This window comes from Streptomyces peucetius, from assembly GCF_025854275.1.
In the GTDB taxonomy this organism is placed as follows: Bacteria; Actinomycetota; Actinomycetes; order Streptomycetales; family Streptomycetaceae; genus Streptomyces; species Streptomyces peucetius_A.
In genome coordinates, this window is the sequence record NZ_CP107567.1 from 2,510,711 (window position 1) to 2,529,666 (window position 18,956).

The window sequence follows — 18,956 nt, forward strand, 5'->3', positions numbered from 1 at the left end:
GCTACCGCCCGTTGAACGCGTCCTTCAGGCGCGAGAACAGCCCCTGCTGACCCGGCTGGAACTGCCCCGTCGGCCGCTCCTCGCCCCGCAGCTTCGCCAGGTCCCTCAGCAGCCGCTCCTGCTCCACGTCCAGCTTCGTCGGGGTCGTCACCTCGACGTGGACGATCAGGTCGCCCCGGCCGCCGCCGCGCAGGTGCGTGACGCCGCGCCCGTGCAGCGGGATCGACTGGCCGGACTGCGTGCCGGGCCGGATGTCGACCTCCTCCATGCCGTCGAGCGTCTCGAGCGGGCACTTCGTGCCCAGGGCCGCCGCCGTCATGGGGATGGTCACCGTGCAGTGCAGGTCGTCGCCGCGCCGCTGGAAGACCGGGTGGGCGACCTCGTGGATCTCGACGTACAGGTCACCGGCGGGGCCGCCGCCCGGGCCGACCTCGCCCTCGCCCGCGAGCTGGATCCGGGTGCCGTTGTCGACACCGGCCGGGATCTTCACGGTCAGGGTGCGCCGCGAGCGCACCCGGCCGTCGCCGGCGCACTCGGGGCACGGCGTCGGCACGACCGTGCCGAAGCCCTGGCACTGCGGACAGGGCCGCGAGGTCATGACCTGGCCCAGGAAGGACCGCGTCACCTGCGAGACCTCACCGCGACCGCGGCACATGTCACACGTCTGCGCCGACGTGCCGGGCGCCGCGCCCTCGCCGGAGCAGGTGGTGCACACGACGGCCGTGTCGACCTGGATGTCCTTCGTGGTGCCGAAGGCGGCCTCGGCCAGCTCGATCTCCAGCCGGATCATCGCGTCCTGGCCGCGGCGCGTACGCGAGCGCGGTCCGCGCTGCGACGCCGTGCCGAAGAACGCGTCCATGATGTCCGAGAAGTTGCCGAAACCGCCCGCGCCGAAGCCGCCCGCGCCGCCGCCTCCGGCCTGCGAGAGCGGGTCTCCGCCGAGGTCGTAGACCTGCTTCTTCTGCGGGTCGGAGAGCACCTCGTACGCGGCGTTGATCTCCTTGAAGCGCTCCTGCGTCTTCGGGTCCGGATTCACGTCCGGGTGGAGTTCGCGCGCGAGGCGGCGGAAGGCCTTCTTGATCTCGTCCTGCGATGCGTCGCGGCGCACGCCGAGTACGGCGTAGTAGTCCGTGGCCACTTACGACTCCGCCAGGATCTGTCCGACGTAACGTGCCACTGCGCGTACCGCTCCCATCGTTCCGGGGTAGTCCATGCGGGTCGGTCCGACCACGCCGAGTTTGGCGACTGCCTCGTCGCCCGAACCGTAGCCGACCGAGACCACGGACGTGGAGTTGAGTCCTTCGTGGGCGTTCTCATGACCGATTCGTACGGTCATGCCCATGCCGCCCGACTCGTTCGCCTCCCCGAGCAGCTTGAGCAGCACCACATGCTCCTCGAGCGCCTCCAGCACCGGCCGGATGGTCAGCGGGAAGTCGTGCCCGAAGCGGGTCAGATTGGCGGTGCCGCCGATCACGAGCCGCTCCTCGGTCTCCTCGACCAGGGTCTCGAGCAGGGTGGACAGCACCGTGGAAACGGTACCTCGGTCCTCGTGCTCGAAGGATTCGGGAAGGTCCTGCACCAGCTTCGGCACATCCGCGAAGCGGCGTCCCACGACCCGGCTGTTGAGCCGGGCCCGCAGGTCCGCGAGCGAGGTGTCACCGAACGGCGCGGGGCAGTCGATCATGCGCTGCTCCACCCGGCCGGTGTCCGTGATCAGCACGAGCATCAGACGGGCGGGAGCGAGGGAGAGGAGTTCCACGTGCCGGACCGTGGACCGGGTCAGCGAGGGGTACTGGACGACGGCGACCTGCCGTGTCAGCTGCGCCAGCAGCCGGACCGTGCGTCCCACCACGTCGTCGAGGTCGACCGCCCCGTCCAGGAAGTTCTGGATGGCGCGGCGCTCGGGCGACGACAGCGGCTTGACGCCGGCCAGCCGGTCGACGAACAGCCGGTACCCCTTGTCGGTGGGGATCCGCCCGGCGCTCGTGTGGGGCTGGGCGATGAACCCCTCCTCCTCCAGCACGGCCATGTCGTTGCGGACGGTGGCCGGGGAGACGCCGAGCTTGTGCCGCTCGGTGAGGGCCTTGGAGCCGACGGGCTCCTCGGTGCCGACGTAGTCCTGGACGATGGCGCGCAGCACCTCGAGCCTGCGTTCGCTGAGCATTCGCGCACCTCCAGCTGTGGTTCCTCGGTGTGTGGTCTGGCACTCTGCGTGTCCGAGTGCCAGCATTCCCCGGGCCAGTGTACGGCTGCGGGGTACACGGGTAGCAAGGGTGGCAGACCATGCGGTCGGACGCGCTGCCGGGCGCGGCCCGCACATGTCGGTGCGGAGGTGATGCGGATAGCGTCGCCGTATGGACGTCAGTTGGGAAGACTTCGGCTGGGAGCGACTTGCCGAAGGTGTCGGCCGCCGCCGTCTGCCGGTCTGGGACGCGACCGTCGGCCTGGTGGTCGGCGCGGACGCCGCGCTCCTGTACGACACCGGCTCGACGCTCCGCGAGGGCGCGGAGCTACGGGCCCAGGCGCAGGCGCTGCTGGGCGGGCGCAGGGTGACGCACATCGCACTGAGCCATCCCCACTTCGACCATGTGCTGGGCACGGCCGCCTTCGCCGGTGCGGAGGTCTACGGGGCGGTGGGCCTGGACGCCCTGTTCCACCGCGAACGGGACGAGATCCGGGCCTCCGCGGTCCGGCTCGGGGTCGCGGCCGACGAGGCGGCCGAGGCGGCGGACCTGCTGGTGGCCCCGCACCACCCGGTGTGCGGCGAGTGGACGCTCGATCTCGGCGGCCGCCAGGTCCTGCTGGCCAATGTGGGACCGGGCCACTCGGGCCACGACTTGGCGCTGCTGGTGCCGGGCGAGCCGGAGGTGGTGTTCTGCGGCGACCTGGTGGAGGAGTCCGGCGAGCCGCAGGCCGGCCCGGACGCCATCACCTCCCGGTGGCCCGCCGCGCTCGACCGGCTGCTGGAGCTCGGCGGCGAGGACGCACTGTACGTCCCGGGACACGGCGCGGCCGTGGACGCGGCGTTCGTGCGGGCCCAGCGCGGCGAGCTGGCGGCGCGTTTCGGTGTGTCGTAGCGGCGGGCGGCCGTATCGTCGTGCGAATGCGCAGCTACAGCCCTGATTTCACACCGCCGTGGAAGCGGTCGAAGCCCGTCCCCGAGGTGCCGGCGGAGCCGGATCTGGTGGTCGAGGAGGTGTCGACCGGCTTCTGCGGTGCGGTGATCCGCTGCGAGGCCGGGACGGTGACCCTGGAGGACCGCTTCGGCAAGCACCGCGTCTTCCCGCTGGAGCCGCGCGGCTTCCTGCTGGAGGGCAGGGTCGTCACCCTGGTCCGCCCCGCCCCGGCAGCCCCGTCCCGGCCGTCCCGCACGGCCTCCGGCTCTCTCGCCGTGCCCGGCGCACGGGCGAGGGTCGCCCGGGCCGGCCGGATCTATGTGGAGGGCCGGCACGACGCGGAACTCGTGGAGCGGGTGTGGGGCGACGACCTGAGGATCGAGGGCGTGGTGGTCGAGTACCTGGAGGGCGTCGACGACCTGCCGGCGATCGTCGCCGACTTCGCCCCCGGCCCGGACGCCCGCCTCGGCGTGCTGGTGGACCACCTGGTCGAGGGCTCCAAGGAGTCCCGTATCGCGGCGTCGGTGACCGATCCGCACGTGCTGGTGGTGGGCCATCCCTACATCGACGTGTGGGAGGCGGTGAAGCCGTCGTCCGTGGGCATCCGCGCCTGGCCCACGGTCCCGCGGGGCCAGGACTGGAAGACGGGCGTGTGCCGGGCCCTGGGCTGGCCGGACAACACGGGCGCCGCCTGGCAGCACATCCTGTCGAAGGTGACGAGCTACAAGGACCTGGAGCCCGCGCTGCTGGGGCGGGTGGAGGAGCTGATCGACTTCGTGACGGTGCCCGGCTAGCCGGGGCGTCCGGGATCAGTCCACCAGGTCCCGCACCACCCCGTCCGCCAGCAGCCGCCCCCGCAGCGTCAGGACCGCGCGGCCCTCCTCGTACGGCGCGGGCTCCAGCAGGCCGTCGGCGAGCGCGCGGCCGGCCGCTGCCAGGCCGGCCTCGCCCAGCAGGGACAGGGGCACGCCCTCGCGCAGCCGCAGCTCCAACAGGATCCGCTCGACGCGGCGGTCCTCGTCCGCGAGGAGCTCGCGGCCCGCGCCCGGCGAGCGGCCCTGCGCCAGTGCCGCCGCGTACGCGCCGGGGTGCTTCACGTTCCACCAGCGCACGCCGCCCACATGGCTGTGCGCCCCGGGGCCCGCGCCCCACCAGTCCGCGCCGCGCCAGTACAGCTCGTTGTGCAGGCAGCGGCCTTCGGGCGAGGTGGCCCAGTTGGAGACCTCGTACCAGTCGAAGCCCGCCGCGCCGAGCACCTCGTCGGCGATCAGATAGCGGTCGGCGTGGACGTCGTCGTCGGTCATGGGGACCTCGCCGCGCCGGATGCGGCGCGCGAGCTGTGTGCCCTCCTCCACGATCAGCGCGTACGCCGACACATGGTCCGGTCCGGCGCCGACCGCCGCCTCCAGCGAGGCCCGCCAGTCGTCGTCGCTCTCGCCGGGCGTGCCGTAGATCAGGTCGAGGTTCACATGGTCGAAGCCCGCCGCCCGCGCCTCGCCGACGCATGCCTCCGGCCGACCCGGGGTGTGGGTGCGGTCGAGCACCTTCAGCACGTGCTGCCGGGCGCTCTGCATACCGAACGAGACCCGGTTGAAGCCGCCCTCGCGCAGCGCCGCCAGATACGCCGGGTCGACGGACTCCGGGTTCGCCTCCGTCGTGATCTCCGCGTCGTCGGCCAGACCGAACTCCTGCCGGACCACGTCCAGCATCCGTACGAGATCGTCCGCCGCCAGCAGCGTCGGCGTGCCGCCGCCGACGAACACCGTGCTCACCGGCCGCGGGTCGTCGCCGAGGACCTTGCGGGCGAGGCGGACCTCGTCCGCGAGGGTCTGGGCGTAGTTGTCGCGGGAGGCGAGCACTCCGCCGGAGCCCCGCAGCTCGGTGGCCGTGTAGGTGTTGAAGTCGCAGTACCCGCAGCGCGTCGCGCAGTACGGCACGTGCAGATAGAAGGCCAGCGGCCGGGCTTCGGCCCCGAGCAGGGCGGACGCGGGCAGCGCGCCGTCCTCGGGCATGGGCTCGCCGTCAGGCAGTACGGAAGGCATGCCCCCATTGTCCGTCACTCACAAGGCCACCCCGCCTGGAGCACCAGCAGCGCCAGATCGTCCCCCGGCGGCGGCCCGAACGCGTGCACCGCCGCCCTGATCCGCTCGGCGACGCCCTGCGCCGTGAGGCCGGCGCACTCGGACAGGGCCGCCGCCAGGCCGTCCTCGTCGTCGAACATCCGGGAGCCGGAGCGCCGCTCGGTCACCCCGTCGGTGACGCACAGCAGCGTGTCACCGGGCTCGAGGTCGAAGGTGTGGCTCCGGTACGCGACGTCGTCGACGACGCCGAGCAGCACCTGCGGCTCGGCGTGGACGCGGACGGTGCCGTCGGGGCGGAGCAGCAGGGGCAGCGGATGCCCGGCGCTGGCCAGGGTGCAGCGGGCACCGCCGTCGCCGCCCGGCGAGGGGACCACCTCGCCGTACAGCAGCGAGAGGAAACGGGAGTGCTGGCCTTCCGGCGGGACGGGTCCGTGACCGCCCGTGACGAGCAGGGCCGTCGCCTCCGCCGCCTCCATCGCGTCGTCGAGCAGCAGGCCGTTGAGCCGGTCGAGGACCTGGCCGACCTCGTAGCCCTCGCGGGCGAGCAGTCGCAGCCAGGGCCTGGCGAGACCGGTGACGACGGCGGCCTCGGGCCCGCTGCCCTGGACGTCGCCGAGCATGAAGCACCAGCGGCCCCCGGACCCGGCGGGGAAGACGTCGTAGAAGTCACCGCCGGCGACCCCGTCGTCGCTGGGCTCGTAGACCAGGTACGTGTCGACGCCGGGGATCTGCCCCACCCGGCTGGGGAGCAGGCCGCGCTGCAGGACCCGGCTGATGGTGGCCTGGCGGGCGTACCGGCGCGCGGCGCCGACGGCCAGGGCGACTCTGCGGGCGAAGTCCTCGACGAGGGCGGCGACGTCGGCGGCCACGTGTTCGCGGCCGTTCTGGGCGACGAGCAGCACCCCGAACCGGCGGCCTCCGGCGCTCAGCGGGTACGCCAGGGCGGTGGCGGCGTCCGCGCCCTGTTCGGACGGGCACGCCGGCTCCCCGGCGCCGGGGAGGAACGGACCCCGCTCGGCGTCCGCGGCCGGCTCCCCGGTGTCGGGGAGCGCGCCCCGCTCGCGGGCGGCGTCCGCGGCGGACGCCCGGGCGCGCGGCGCGTTGCCGCCTACGGCGGACACACCGCCCTCCACTGTCCGCAGGCCGTGCCGGACGGGGCGCTCGACGCGGACGGCTGCGCCGGCCGGGCCGGTCCCGTCAGCGGACGACGCGTCGGCGGACGCGTCCGCCGACGTACGGTCCGGCCACACCACCCGCACCGGACCGGCACCCGTCGGCGCGTCCGGGAACGTCGGCGGTCCCTCACCCAGCGCCTCGCGCAGCGGCCCCACTCGCGACTCGTCGCTGTGCCACACGCCCACGAGCCGCGACGCGGCTCCGCCCCGGCCGCTCCCGCCGCCGTGGCCCTTGCTCTCGCCGTCCAGCCAGATCGCGCACCGGTCGGCGAGCCGCGGCACCAGCAGCTGACCGGCCAGCGCCGCCACCATGTCCTCGTCGAGCTGGCCTGCGAGCAGGTCGGACGCCTCGGCGAGGAAGGCCGGAGCGCCGCGGCCGGCCCACTCCAGGTCGTCCCGCCCGGCGCGCGTCCGCGTGGACGGCTCCGCGCCGTCCCTGCCCCGGCGTGCGGACGGGATCGGTGGCGCGGCGACGGGCGGGCGGATGTCACGGCCGTCGAGCGGCAGACGGGCCCACACCGTCTTCAGCGCGGCGTGGAAGGTGACACCCCAGCGTTCCGCGAGGGAGGCGACGAGGTGGAGTCCGCGGCCGTACTCGGGGGTGCCCGACTGGTCGGCGCTGTGCGTACCTCCGGTCACGCCGCTGGCGGGGTGGTGGTCGGAGACCTCGACCACCAGGGCGGCCGGTTCCCCCTGCGCCGGTTCCTCGAAGCGGCAGAGCAGTTCCGCCACGGTACCGGCGTGCACGACGGCGTTGGTGACGAGCTCGCTGACGACGACGGCCGCGTCGTCGGCGAGCCGGTCCGCGCAGCGGCCGCCCGCCAGGAACCCCAGGCCGGTCCACTCGGCGAGGGCGTCGCGCACGAAGCGGCGCCCTGCGGCCGGGGCGAGGAGGTTGCCGGGCAGGCTGGTTCGCGCGACCAGCCCGGCGTCGGACCGTGCCGGCCACACGGGAAGCGATTCGTTGCCGGTTTCGCGCTGCATCGGAATGGACCCCACCTGCGGCTCCTGATCGGTGCTGGCGTGCGCCGCTTATGACACCGACAGAGTGACAGACCGAGGGCGCCCATAAGCGCCGAGTCACGGAAGTGGGGGGAACGAAACGGCCCGGAGGGCGTAAGTGCCCGACGGATCCGGCCATGACGAGCGGCCCGACGGGCCGGACGTGGTCCGGTCCGTCGGGCCGCTTCCGTGCGTGCCCCGCGCCCGCCGCTCTCCGCGACGTCGCCAGGACTACGCCTCGCGGGAACCCGCGTACATATCGTCGATCAGGTTCTTGTACTCGCGCTCCACGACGGGGCGCTTCAGCTTGAGGCTGGGCGTCAGCTCGCCGTGCTCGATGTCCAGGTCGCGCGGCAGCAGCCGGAACTTCTTGATGGTCTGCCAGCGCTGCAGGCCCTCGTTGAGGCGCTGCACATAGCCCTCGATGAGCTGCTCGACCTGCGGGGAGGCGACGACCTCGGCGTAGCTCTTGCCGCCCAGGCCGTTCTCCTGGGCCCAGCCGAGGATCGTCGGCTCGTCCAGGGCGATCAGCGCCGTGCAGAAGTTACGGTCCGCGCCGTGCACGAGGATGTTCGAGACGAACGGGCACACCGCCTTGAACTGGCCCTCGACCTCGGCCGGCGCGATGTACTTGCCGCCGGAGGTCTTGATCAGGTCCTTCTTGCGGTCGGTGATCCGCAGATAGCCGTCGGCGGACAGCTCTCCGATGTCGCCGGTGTGGAACCAGCCGTCGGACTCGAGGACCTCGGCCGTCTTCTCGGGCAGCTTGTGGTAGCCCTCCATGATGCCGGGGCCGCGCAGCAGGATCTCGCCGTCGTCGGCGATGCGCACCTCGCAGCCGGGCAGCGGCTTGCCGACCGTGCCGGTGCGGTAGGCCTCGCCCGGGTTGACGAAGGAGGCCGCGCTCGACTCGGTGAGGCCGTAACCCTCCAGGATGTGGATGCCGGCACCGGCGAAGAAGTAGCCGATGTCGGGTGCGAGCGCGGCGGAGCCGGAGACCGCGGCGCGCAGCCGGCCGCCGAACGCCTCGCGGAGCTTGGAGTAGACGAGCGTGTCGGCGACCTTGCGCTTGGCGCTCAGGCCGAAGGGCGCGGTGGCGTTGCCGGTGCGGCGGAAGTTGTCCTGCGTGACCTTGGCGTACTCGCGGGCGACGCCGGCCGCCCACTGGAAGATCTTGTACTTGGCGCCGCCACCTGCCCGGGCCTTGGCCGCGACCCCGTTGTAGACCTTCTCGAAGATGCGGGGCACGGCCGCCATGTAGGTCGGCTGGACGACCGGCAGATTCTCGATGATCTTGTCGACGCGACCGTCGACGGCGGTGACGTGGCCGACCTCGATCTGTCCTGAGGTCAGCACCTTGCCGAAGACGTGGGCGAGCGGCAGCCAGAGGTACTGCACGTCGTCCTTGGTGACGAGGCCGGTCGCGGCGATGGCCTTGGCCATGTAGGACCAGTTGTCGTGCGGCAGCCGTACGCCCTTGGGGCGCCCGGTGGTGCCCGAGGTGTAGATGAGCGTCGCCAGCTGGTCGGCGGTGATCGCCGCGACCCGCTCCTTGACGGCGTCCGGGTTCTTGGCGAGGTGCTTGGCGCCGCGCGCCTCGAGGTCGGCCAGGGTGAGGAGCCAGCCCTCCGGGTCCTCGGCGTCCGGCTCCACGCCCGCGGAGTCGATGACTACCACGTGCCTCAGCTCGGTCAGTTCGGCACGCTTCTCACGCGCCTTGGCCAGCTGGGAGGCGTCCTCCGCGATCAGCACCCGGCTCTCGGAGTCGGAGAGGATGTACGCCGACTCCTCGGCGTTGGTGGACGGGTAGACCGTGGTCGTGGCGCCTCCGGCGCACATCACGCCGAGGTCGGCGAGGATCCACTCGACCCGGGTGGAGGAGGCGAGCGCGACCCGCTCCTCGGGGTTCACCCCGAGGTCGATCAGTCCGGCCGCGATGGCGTACACCCGCTCGGCGGCCTGGCCCCAGCTCAGGGACTTCCAGTCGTCGGGCCCCGAGCCGGTGGCGGACGGCACCGGATAACGGTAGGCCTCGCCGTCCGGCGTGGCTGCCACGCGCTCGGTGAAGAGGGTGGCCACCGAGGGCGGCCGGTTCTCGATCAGGGTCTGGGTTTCGCTCACGACGTCCTCCGGGCCGGCGGCAGCACTGCACGACTGGCTGGTTGTTTAACTGGCGAGTAACCATCGAGCCGTGCTCAGAGTAGAGCCCGTTCGACCGGCGCGTAAGAGCTCGAGGGCTGCCGCTTGATAACGAACGGAACGCGGATCCACCGGTTGGCGCAACTGATCGATGTAACAAGCATGCATTCGGGACGAAGGTTCCGGAAGGCCGAAAGGCGCCCCTCCCGGTACGGGACGGACGCCTTTCTCGCAGCACGCGGACGTGGTGGCTACTTCTTGCTCTTGCCGCCCTCGTCGCTGGACAGCACCGCGATGAAGGCCTCCTGCGGCACCTCCACGGAACCGACCATCTTCATCCGCTTCTTGCCTTCCTTCTGCTTCTCCAGCAGCTTCCGCTTACGGGAGATGTCACCGCCGTAGCACTTGGCGAGGACGTCCTTGCGGATGGCGCGGATGGTTTCACGGGCGATGACCCGGGAGCCGATCGCGGCCTGGATCGGCACCTCGAACGCCTGCCGCGGGATGAGCTCGCGCAGCTTGGCGACGAGCCGCACACCGTAGGCGTAGGCGGCGTCCTTGTGGGTGATGGCGGAGAAGGCGTCGACCTTGTCGCCGTGCAGCAGGATGTCGACCTTGACGAGGCTGGACGCCTGCTCGCCGGTGGGCTCGTAGTCGAGGGACGCGTAACCGCGCGTCTTGGACTTCAGCTGGTCGAAGAAGTCGAAGACGATCTCCGCGAGGGGCAGGGTGTAGCGGATCTCGACCCGGTCCTCGGAGAGGTAGTCCATCCCCAGGAGCGTGCCGCGGCGGGTCTGGCAGAGCTCCATGATCGAGCCGATGAACTCGCTGGGCGCGAGGATCGTGGCCCGCACGACCGGCTCGTGGACATCGGCGATCTTGCCCTCGGGGAACTCGCTCGGGTTGGTCACCGTGTGCTCGGTGCCGTCCTCCATCGTCACGCGGTAGACCACGTTCGGAGCGGTGGCAATCAGGTCCAGACCGAACTCGCGCTCGAGACGCTCGCGGATCACGTCCAGGTGCAGCAGGCCGAGGAAGCCCACGCGGAAACCGAAGCCCAGCGCCGCCGAGGTCTCCGGCTCGTACACCAGGGCGGCGTCGTTGAGCTGGAGCTTGTCGAGGGCGTCACGCAGCTCGGGGTAGTCGGAACCGTCCAGCGGATACAGACCCGAGAAGACCATCGGCTTCGGGTCCTTGTAGCCGCCGAGCGCTTCGGTGGCGCCCTTGTGCAGGGTGGTGATGGTGTCACCGACCTTGGACTGGCGGACGTCCTTCACGCCGGTGATGAGGTAGCCCACCTCGCCGACGCCGAGACCGTCGGCCGGCAGCATCTCCGGCGAGTTGGTGCCGATCTCCAGCAGCTCGTGGGTGGCGTTGGTGGACATCATCCGGATGCGCTCGCGCTTGTTGAGCTGTCCGTCGATCACTCGTACGTACGTCACGACACCGCGGTACGAGTCGTAGACCGAGTCGAAGATCATCGCGCGGGCGGGCGCGTCGGCCACGCCGACCGGGGCCGGGACCTCACGGACGACGCGGTCGAGCAGCGCCTCGACGCCGAGACCGGTCTTGGCGGAGACCCTGAGCACGTCGTCCGGGTCGCAGCCGACCAGGTTTGCGAGCTCCTCGGCGAACTTCTCCGGCTGGGCGGCCGGCAGGTCGATCTTGTTGAGGACCGGGACGATCGCGAGGTCGTTCTCCATCGCCAGATAGAGGTTGGCGAGGGTCTGCGCCTCGATGCCCTGGGCCGCGTCGACCAGCAGGACCGTGCCCTCGCACGCCGCCAGGGACCGGGACACCTCATAGGTGAAGTCGACGTGCCCCGGGGTGTCGATCATGTTGAGGATGTGGGTCCTGCCCTCGTCCTCGCCCTCGGTGGGGGCCCAGGGCAGACGGACCGCCTGGGACTTGATCGTGATGCCACGCTCGCGCTCGATGTCCATCCGGTCGAGGTACTGGGCGCGCATCTGCCGCTGTTCGACCACACCCGTCAGCTGGAGCATCCGGTCGGCAAGCGTCGACTTGCCGTGGTCGATGTGCGCGATGATGCAGAAGTTGCGGATCAGAGCCGGGTCGGTACGGCTCGGCTCGGGCACGTTGGTAGGAGTCGCGGGCACGCAGGGTCCTGATTCTTTGGCAGACGCCGGGTCGGTGAGCTCGACTCGGGCGCGGCTCGGGTCGCTGTCGGATCGATACGTAGGCTCCATGGTCCCACGCGCACGGGACTGTGCCCGGTTTGGGCCGCCCGAGGGGCGACTGGTAGCCTGAGCAGCTGTGTCTCGTGCCCTCCCTCTCTGGGCACTCCTCACGCGCCCGAAGGGCCGTGGGGAAGGGACACGAACTCGAAGATCATCGATCCTGAAAAGGCTCTTTCGTGGCGAACATCAAGTCCCAGATCAAGCGGAACAAGACGAACGAGAAGGCGCGCCTGCGCAACAAGGCCGTCAAGTCCTCGCTCAAGACCGCGATCCGCAAGGCCCGTGAGGCTGTCGCCACCGGCGACGTCGAGCAGGCGACCGTGGCGGCCCGTGCCGCCTCCCGTCAGCTGGACAAGGCCGTCTCCAAGGGCGTCATCCACAAGAACGCCGCCGCCAACAAGAAGTCGGCGCTGGCTTCCAAGGTTGCCACCCTCCAGGGCTGAGCACACTGATGTGATAGCCGGAAGGGATCCAGCGGGCCCTCTCATCCGCTCCTGACCGGCACCCCAAGCGCCGCACGCGGCCTGCGTTCGCCACGCGGGTGCGGCGCACCGAGCTTCACACGAAGGCCCCGAGCCACCGCCCTTCCCCAGGGCGGCCGGCCGGGGCCTTCGTCGTACGCGCACAACTTCCCGACGCAGGCTCGCTCGCGCCGACGGGACGCCCACGGCGGGGCCGCGGGAGCGACGGGGCCGGGGCGTGGACGGCGTTGGCAGGGGCGGCGGCCCCGGTCCCGTGGCGCGACCCGGCAGTGGCCGCCGGACCGGAACCGCCCGGCGGGGGTGTGCCGGGCGGGGACGGGCTGCCGGGCCCGGAGGGCTCAGCGGCGGGAGCGGGCCGCCATCGCGATCGTCACGACCGCCTTCTCCAACGCGTACTCCGCGTCGTCGCCGCCGCCCTTGACGCCCGCATCGGCCTCCGCCACGGCCCGCAGGGCCACCGCCACACCGTCGGGGGTCCAGCCGCGCATCTGCTGGCGGACCCGGTCGATCTTCCACGGCGGCATGCCCAGCTCCCGGGCCAGATCGGCAGGCCGGCCGCCGCGCGCGGAGGACAGCTTGCCGATCGCGCGCACGCCCTGCGCGAGCGCGCTGGTGATCAGCACGGGCGCGACACCGGTCGACAGGGACCAGCGCAGCGCCTCCAGCGCCTCCGCCGCCCGGCCCTCGACCGCCCGGTCGGCGACGTTGAAACTCGACGCCTCCGCACGGCCCGTGTAGTAGCGACCGACGATCGCCTCGTCGATCGTGCCCTCAACGTCCGCGGTCAGCTGCGACACCGCGGAGGCCAGCTCCCGCAGATCGCTGCCGATGGCGTCGACCAGGGCCTGGCACGCCTCCGGAGTGGCGGACCTGCCCGATGCCCGGAACTCGGACCGCACGAAGGTCAGCCGTTCCGCGGGCTTGGTCGTCTTGGGACAGGCGACCTCGCGCGCCCCCGCCTTGCGGGCCGCGTCCAGCAGGCCCTTGCCCTTGGCGCCACCGGGGTGCAGCAGGACGAGGGTGATCTCCTCGACGGGGGCGACGAGATACGCCTTGACGTCCTTGATCGTGTCGGCGGAGAGGTCCTGCGCATTGCGCACGATCACCACCTTGCGCTCGGCGAAGAGCGAAGGGCTGGTCAGCTCGGCGAGGGTGCCGGGCTGCAGCTGGTCGGCGGTGAGGTCCCGTACGTCCGTGTCCGCGTCGGCGGCCCGCGCCGCCGCCACGACCTGCTGGACGGCGCGGTCGAGAAGCAGATCCTCCTGGCCCACGGCGAGCGTGACGGGAGCGAGCGGATCGTCGGTCGAATTCTTGGTGGCCATCGCGCTCCAGCATCCCACGCGCCACCGACAGTCCTGTCGGTCCCCGCAGCTCTCCGTCCCGTCACCGCGTCACCGCGCCACCGCGTCACCGCGTCACCGCGTCACCGCGTCACCGGCGGACGGTCAGCGGACGGTCAGTGCGCCTCGCGCCAGCCGTCCCAGGCGGCGACGAACCCGTCGAGCTCGGCGGCGTCCAGCTGGCCGTCCGGGTCCTCGACGACCACCAGCCACTGCGCGTCCTCGGCATCGTCCTCACCGGCCAGCGCGTCCCGTACCAGCTGGGGCTCCTCCGGCACCGTGAACCGGTCGCGGATCGTCTCCGCCACCTCCTCGGCGGCATCGCGGTCGGGCAGCACCAGCACATGTCTCACATCGCTCACGGCCATATTGTGCCGGTGCGGTCAGCCGCGCCGCCGTGCCCCCTGGGACTCCGGACCTCAGGCCGAGGCCTGACGCACCTCCGGCACCCGGTCGAGATCGAGGCCGAAGTGCTTCCGGTAGGCGGCGAGCACCTCGTCGTCGGTCTCCAGCGGCCGCTCCTGGCGCTCCCCGTCGACCGTGGTGACGAGCTTGCGGCCGGTCAGGGTGATCCTCCCGTCCGCGGTGAGCAGGGAGCACACCAGCGACTTGGTGAAGTGGGAGGCGGGCGAGGTGCGGTGCCACCAGGCACCCGCCTCGAAGTCGGCGAGCTCACGCGGCCTGGTGTCCAGGCGGAACTGCGGCTTGCCGTCCCGGAGCACGTCGAGGTCCCCGTCACCCGCCTCGACGACACGGAAGGTCCCCGCCGGATCGGCCTGGTCGCCTCGCTCGCCGAAGAGGAGGGGATGGTGGCTGTGGTCACCAAACCCGACGTCGGCCAGCCAGGGCCCCGTACCGTCCTGGGTCTCCACGCGCAGCGCCAGATGGTCGTACGGGATGCCCAGCCGCCCGCCGTCGCCGAACACCCTGGCCTGGAGCAGCGTCACTCCGAAGCCGAGACCGCGCAGCAACGCGGCGAAGGCCCCGTTGAGTTCGTAGCAGAATCCGCCTCGGCGGCCGCCGACGACCTTTTCGATCAGCGGGCCGTCCGCCAGTACGACGGGCTCGCCGAGATGGACCGACAGATTCTCGAAGGGCACGGACAGCAGGTGCCGCAGTTGCAGCTCCCGAAGCGCCGCGGCGTCGGCGCGCTCGGGCCGTCCGGCGCCGATGCGCGCGAGGTACGCGTCGACGGCCTGCCGCGACGGCACCGGCGGCGCCGGTGTGGAGGGGCCCGGCCGTGAGGAGTCCGGCTGGGAGCGGGTCGGCGGAGGCGTGCTCATACATGCAGTCTGCCCACTCGCTTCGCCGCCCCGCCAGACGTCGCTGGTCCTGGTCCTGAGGGCGGAGGCCTCTCCGCCCTGCGCCCGAAGCGGCCCCACCCCACGGCCGAATAGCGTGCCGCCCATGACAACTCAGAGAGCTGCGCGCAGCCGGGAAGAACGGCGTCGGCACACCCTCGACCGGCTCGCAGCGGACAACGACGCCTGGGTCGCCACAGCGTCCGCCGACGGAACCCCGTGTCTGATGCCTCTGTCGTTCGTCTGGGACGGCGCTTCTCTTCTGATGTGCACCCGGCGCACCAATCCCACGGCGCGTGTGACACCACGGGGCGAGGCCGTGGTGACCCTTGGCCACACCCGGGACGTCGTGCATGTCGAGGGCCGGGCCGAGGTCGTCGAGGGGTCGGCCCTGGCCGCGGAGACCGCGGATGCCTTCGCCGCGAAGCTGAACTGGGATCCCCGGGACCGGCGACCCTGGGTGTATCTGCGCATCACCCCCCGTGTCGTCAAGGTGTGGCGTGAGGAGAACGAGCTCAAGGACCGGTTGATCATGGTGGACGGCCGCTGGCTGGACTGACCTGCAAACGCGGGAGCAGTGGCCCTCAGCGGATCGGCGGCTCGGTGGCTCGGTGCTTCCGGTCAGCCGGCGCCGCGTGCCACGGCCCGGAGGCCGGTGCCGGCTCCCGTGACCGCGATCGCGCCGTCTCGATCCGTGCGCAGCACGAGTGCACCCTGTGCGCGCAGCGCGCCGACCGTGCGGGGTGCCGGATGTCCGTACGGGTTGTCCCTGCCGCAGGAGATCAGTGCCAGCCGGGGCCTGGCCCCGGCCAGCAGGCCGGGGTCCTGGTAGGCCGATCCGTGGTGGGCGACCTTGAGCACGTCTACCGACGGCAGCGCGGGGTGGGACCGTATCAGCCGCCGCTGGGACGGTGGTTCGAGGTCTCCGAGGAGCAGCATCGACAGGCCGCCCGCCGCCCGCACCAGCAGTGCGACGCTGGCGTCGTTCGGGCCTTCCGGGGCGGTGCCCCGCGAGAGGTCGGGCCACAGGACCTGCCAGCTGAGTCTCCCTGCCCTGCGCCGTTCCCCCGGTATCGCATGGATCACCGGCACCCCGACCACGGCCGCGGTACGCCGTACGAACTCGGCCTGCCATCGCGGCTCTTCGAAGGTGGTCGTCTGGATCGCGCCGACCGCCCGGCCGCGCAGCGCCCCGGCGAGACCGGCGACATGGTCGGCGTGGAAGTGGGTGACGAGCAGCAACGGCACCTTTGTGACACCCAGTTCGCTCAGGCACCGGTCGGTGAGGTGAGGGTCGGGCCCTGCGTCGACGACCACGGCCGCGCCGTCACCGGCCGCGAGCACCATGGCATCTCCCTGTCCCACGTCGCACATCACGAGTGCCCAGTCGGGAGGCGGCCAGCCGGTGAGCCTCGCGGTGAGCGGGGCCGGGCGCACCACGGCGAGCACGAGCAGGAGCGCGCAGAGCGCCGCCGCCCACGGATGCCGCGTCAGCCGGCGGACGACGAGGAGTACCGCCGCGGTGAGTGCCGCGAGCAGCAGTCCGCCGCGCCAGCCGCCCGGCCAGTCGATCTGGGCGCCCGGCAGGGCCGCCCCGGCGCGTGCCACGGATGCGATCCAGCCGGCCGGCCAGCCGGCACAGCGGGCGAGCAGTTCGGCGACCGGCATGGCGAAGGGCGCCGCGGCCAACGCCGCGAATCCGAGGAGCGTCGCCGGGGCCACTGCCAGTTCGGCGGCCAGGTTGCAGGGGATCGCGACCAGGCTGACCCTGGCGGCGAACGCGGCCACCACCGGGGCGCAGACAGCCTGCGCGGCGGCGGCCGCGGCCAGTGCCTCGGCGAGCCTGGGAGGCACCCGGCGCCGCTGGAGCGCCGCGCTCCACCGCGGGCCGATGGTGAGCAGGGCTCCGGTGGCCAGGACGGAAAGCAGGAAGCCGTAACTCCGAGCCAGCCAGGGGTCGTACAACAGGAGCAGCAGGGCGGCGGCGGCCAGCGCCGGGACGAGTGATCTGCGCCGGCCGGTGCCGATGGCCAGCAGGGTGATCAGTCCGCAGGCCGCCGCCCGCAGCACGCTCGGCTCGGGTCGGCAGACGAGCACGAAGGCGAGCGTGAGCGCGCCGCCCAGAAGCGCCGTTCCGCGCAGGGTGATGCCCAGCCGGGGTGCCAGGCCGCGCCGTTCGGCGAGCAGCGCCGTGCCGGGCGGCCCGATCAGCAGGATGAGGACGACTGTGAGGTTGCTGCCGCTCACGGCGAGAAGGTGGGTCAGGTCCGTCGCCTCGAACGCGTCCTGCAGGTCGGCTGGGATGCGTGTGGTGTCCCCGACCACCAGACCCGGCAGGAGTGCGCGGGCGTCGGGGGCCAGCTCGTCCGTCGCCTCACGCAGGCCGGCGCGCAGGTCACCGGCTGTGCGCTGCAGGGCGGTCGGCCGGCCGATGGTCCGCGGAGGGCCGTTGTCGGCCCGCAGCACGGCCGCGAACGGGTCGTCGCTGCGCAGCGGCGGGGCGAGGCGTCCGCCCACCCTCAGCCGTGTGGAGGGCAGCAGTCGCTCCCAGGTGCTGTCCTCCTCCCCGGGGGACACGAGGAGAAGGACGGGCGTGCGGGTGGCGGTGACGGGGCCGCCGGGCGCGGTGACGCGCGTCGCCTCCGCGTTCAGGACGAGGGCCGCGGGGGCCGTCCGGTCGCCCACGACCTTGGGGCTGGTCGGCCTCGGGTCGGAAGTCACCGTCAGTTCGACGGTGACACGCGCGTGCCGGTCGGCCAGTCCGGGCAGCGGCCCGCGGCGCAGATCCGCCCCGTGCAGCCCGGCGGATACGGCACCGGCAGCCGCGCACACCAACGCAGCGGCGAGGGCCGTGGCACCCGGAAGCCACCGCCGCGGGCGCCCCGCCGGGGCACGCGCCGTCGTATGAGAGCCGGCTGCCGCCACGGGGTCCCGGCCGGCCCGGCGCCGTCGGGCAGCCGCCCACAGCGGCAGCAGTGCCGCGGCGGCGAGGCAGGCTGCCGCACCGGCCGCCGTCCAACGGCCCGGCGCCCCAAGGGCGAGAGCCGACGCCGCCCAGGTGGCCAGCAGGGGCGGGACGAGCCTCAGATCGGTGGGGCCGCTTTCCTGGTGCGGGTCGGCCGCGTCCGGCCGGTGTCCCGCCGGGGCGTGGACGGCGACCCTGGTCACGGCCGCACCAGATCGCGCAGGTCCTCGAACCGGCGGTCGCCGATCCCGTTGACGTCGCGCAGTTCGTCGACCGACCGGAAGCCCCCGTTCTGCAGGCGGTGGTCGAGGATGTGCTGCGCGAGCACGGGACCCACGCCGGGCAGTGTCTCCAACTGCTCCGCCGTGGCCGAGTTGAGGCTGATCGGCCCTGCCTGGGTGCCGGCACCGGCCGGGCCTGTGCCGGCACCGCCCGGTACCGGCGGGGCGGGGCCGCCCACGACGACCTGTTCGCCGTCCGTCAGCACCCGCGCGCGATTGAGCCCTGTCAGGTCGGTACCTTTCTCGGCGCCTCCCGCCGCCGCGAGAGCGTCGGCCACCCTCGATCCGGCGGGCAGTTCGAGGACTCCGGGCCGCCGTACCTTGCCGCTCACGTCGACGACGATCGGGGCGGCCTGCCCCGGGCCGGCGACAGTGGATCCCGGCGAGGGGGACGGTTCCGCGGCGGGCCCGGACCGCGGCTGGGCGGAGCCGTGCTGTACCAGCGCCGGGGCGCGTAAGGGCTGCGGCCTGCCCACCCAGAAGTGCTGCGCGGCGAAGACAGCCGCCGCCACGAGGACCACGGCGAGGGCGGCGAGCGTCTTCGGTTCGAGCCCGCATCTGAGCTGGACCCACACCGGCAGCCGGTCACGCAGAGCGAGCCGTAGACGCGGCGGCGTCCTGTCCTCTGGGGTCTCCGTGTCGCTGCCGGGCCGGGTGGCTCCTGCCCTGCGCCCGTTGTCGCCGCCGGGCATGAGCGGTGGCGCTGTCCCGCCGGCCGTTCCCGGTGGCCGGCCCGATCCGGCCGCCCGTACCCGGCCGCCGGGGCTGCCTCGCCCCGGGCCGGTGCCCGCACCCGCCCCTCGTGCGCCGGAGTCCGTGCCCGGTGGCCCGAGCGGGGCGGGGCCAGGCGTCGGAAGCGGACCCGGGCGCGGCCCG

At 72.7% G+C, this 18,956-nt stretch carries 15 protein-coding genes; 4 read left to right on the forward strand and 11 right to left on the reverse strand.

All coding sequences use genetic code 11. The features are described 5' to 3' along the window. Position 1: 1 nt before the first annotated feature. Both dnaJ and hrcA read right to left on the reverse strand, forming a co-directional pair. Positions 2–1,138, reverse strand: coding sequence for a molecular chaperone DnaJ (gene dnaJ / locus OGH68_RS11575; RefSeq protein ID WP_264243303.1), 1,137 nt, complete (start codon positions 1,136–1,138; stop codon positions 2–4). Then, entirely contained in the window at positions 1,139–2,164 is a 1,026-nt protein-coding gene (hrcA, locus tag OGH68_RS11580) for a heat-inducible transcriptional repressor HrcA (RefSeq protein ID WP_264243304.1), read from the reverse strand. A 190-nt stretch (positions 2,165–2,354) separates the two neighbouring features. Between hrcA and OGH68_RS11585 the strand changes: the two genes are divergently transcribed. Then, on the forward strand, positions 2,355–3,077 hold the full coding sequence (locus OGH68_RS11585) for an MBL fold metallo-hydrolase (RefSeq protein WP_264243305.1): 723 nt from the start codon (positions 2,355–2,357) through the stop codon (positions 3,075–3,077). A gap of 26 nt (positions 3,078–3,103) precedes the next feature. Next, complete coding sequence (locus tag OGH68_RS11590) at positions 3,104–3,910, forward strand: DUF3097 domain-containing protein (protein ID WP_264243306.1); 807 nt, start codon at positions 3,104–3,106, stop codon at positions 3,908–3,910. Positions 3,911–3,925: 15 nt separating this feature from the next. On the opposite strand, the gene hemW is transcribed toward OGH68_RS11590, so the two are convergent. The 4 genes from hemW to lepA form a co-directional block, all read right to left on the reverse strand. Then, positions 3,926–5,158 (reverse strand): radical SAM family heme chaperone HemW, encoded by a 1,233-nt coding sequence (hemW, locus tag OGH68_RS11595; protein WP_264243307.1) that lies wholly within the window; start codon positions 5,156–5,158, stop codon positions 3,926–3,928. Positions 5,159–5,172: 14 nt separating this feature from the next. Further along, positions 5,173–7,356 carry a SpoIIE family protein phosphatase gene (locus OGH68_RS11600; RefSeq protein WP_264250022.1) on the reverse strand — a complete coding sequence of 728 codons (2,184 nt, stop codon included), beginning with the start codon at positions 7,354–7,356 and terminating at the stop codon, positions 5,173–5,175. A 249-nt stretch (positions 7,357–7,605) separates the two neighbouring features. Further along, positions 7,606–9,495, reverse strand: coding sequence for an AMP-dependent synthetase/ligase (locus OGH68_RS11605; protein WP_264243308.1), 1,890 nt, complete (start codon positions 9,493–9,495; stop codon positions 7,606–7,608). Between the two features lie 269 nt (positions 9,496–9,764). Continuing rightward, entirely contained in the window at positions 9,765–11,630 is a 1,866-nt protein-coding gene (lepA, locus tag OGH68_RS11610; protein ID WP_264243309.1) for a translation elongation factor 4, read from the reverse strand. A gap of 257 nt (positions 11,631–11,887) precedes the next feature. Between lepA and rpsT the strand changes: the two genes are divergently transcribed. Further along, a complete protein-coding gene (gene rpsT, locus OGH68_RS11615; RefSeq protein ID WP_264243310.1) occupies positions 11,888–12,154 on the forward strand; it encodes a 30S ribosomal protein S20 in 267 nt (88 codons plus the stop codon). A gap of 377 nt (positions 12,155–12,531) precedes the next feature. On the opposite strand, the gene holA is transcribed toward rpsT, so the two are convergent. The 3 genes from holA to OGH68_RS11630 all read right to left on the reverse strand — a co-directional run bounded on the left by holA (position 12,532) and on the right by OGH68_RS11630 (position 14,816). After that, positions 12,532–13,515 (reverse strand): DNA polymerase III subunit delta, encoded by a 984-nt coding sequence (holA, locus tag OGH68_RS11620; RefSeq protein ID WP_264243311.1) that lies wholly within the window; start codon positions 13,513–13,515, stop codon positions 12,532–12,534. 134 nt (positions 13,516–13,649) lie between these two features. Further along, entirely contained in the window at positions 13,650–13,895 is a 246-nt protein-coding gene (locus OGH68_RS11625) for a hypothetical protein (protein ID WP_264243312.1), read from the reverse strand. 57 nt (positions 13,896–13,952) lie between these two features. Next, entirely contained in the window at positions 13,953–14,816 is an 864-nt protein-coding gene (locus OGH68_RS11630) for an arylamine N-acetyltransferase family protein (protein ID WP_264243313.1), read from the reverse strand. A 124-nt stretch (positions 14,817–14,940) separates the two neighbouring features. Between OGH68_RS11630 and OGH68_RS11635 the strand changes: the two genes are divergently transcribed. After that, the gene (locus tag OGH68_RS11635) at positions 14,941–15,393 is read left to right on the forward strand and encodes a pyridoxamine 5'-phosphate oxidase family protein (RefSeq protein WP_264243314.1); all 453 of its coding nucleotides are present in this window, start codon (positions 14,941–14,943) and stop codon (positions 15,391–15,393) included. Positions 15,394–15,455: 62 nt separating this feature from the next. Here the strand turns inward: OGH68_RS11635 and OGH68_RS11640 are convergent, their stop codons facing one another. Then, positions 15,456–18,002 (reverse strand): ComEC/Rec2 family competence protein, encoded by a 2,547-nt coding sequence (locus OGH68_RS11640; RefSeq protein WP_264243315.1) that lies wholly within the window; start codon positions 18,000–18,002, stop codon positions 15,456–15,458. Next, complete coding sequence (locus OGH68_RS11645; protein WP_319020198.1) at positions 17,999–18,772, reverse strand: ComEA family DNA-binding protein; 774 nt, start codon at positions 18,770–18,772, stop codon at positions 17,999–18,001. Before OGH68_RS11645 ends, OGH68_RS11640 begins: the two co-directional genes overlap by 4 nt. Positions 18,773–18,956: the final 184 nt, after the last annotated feature.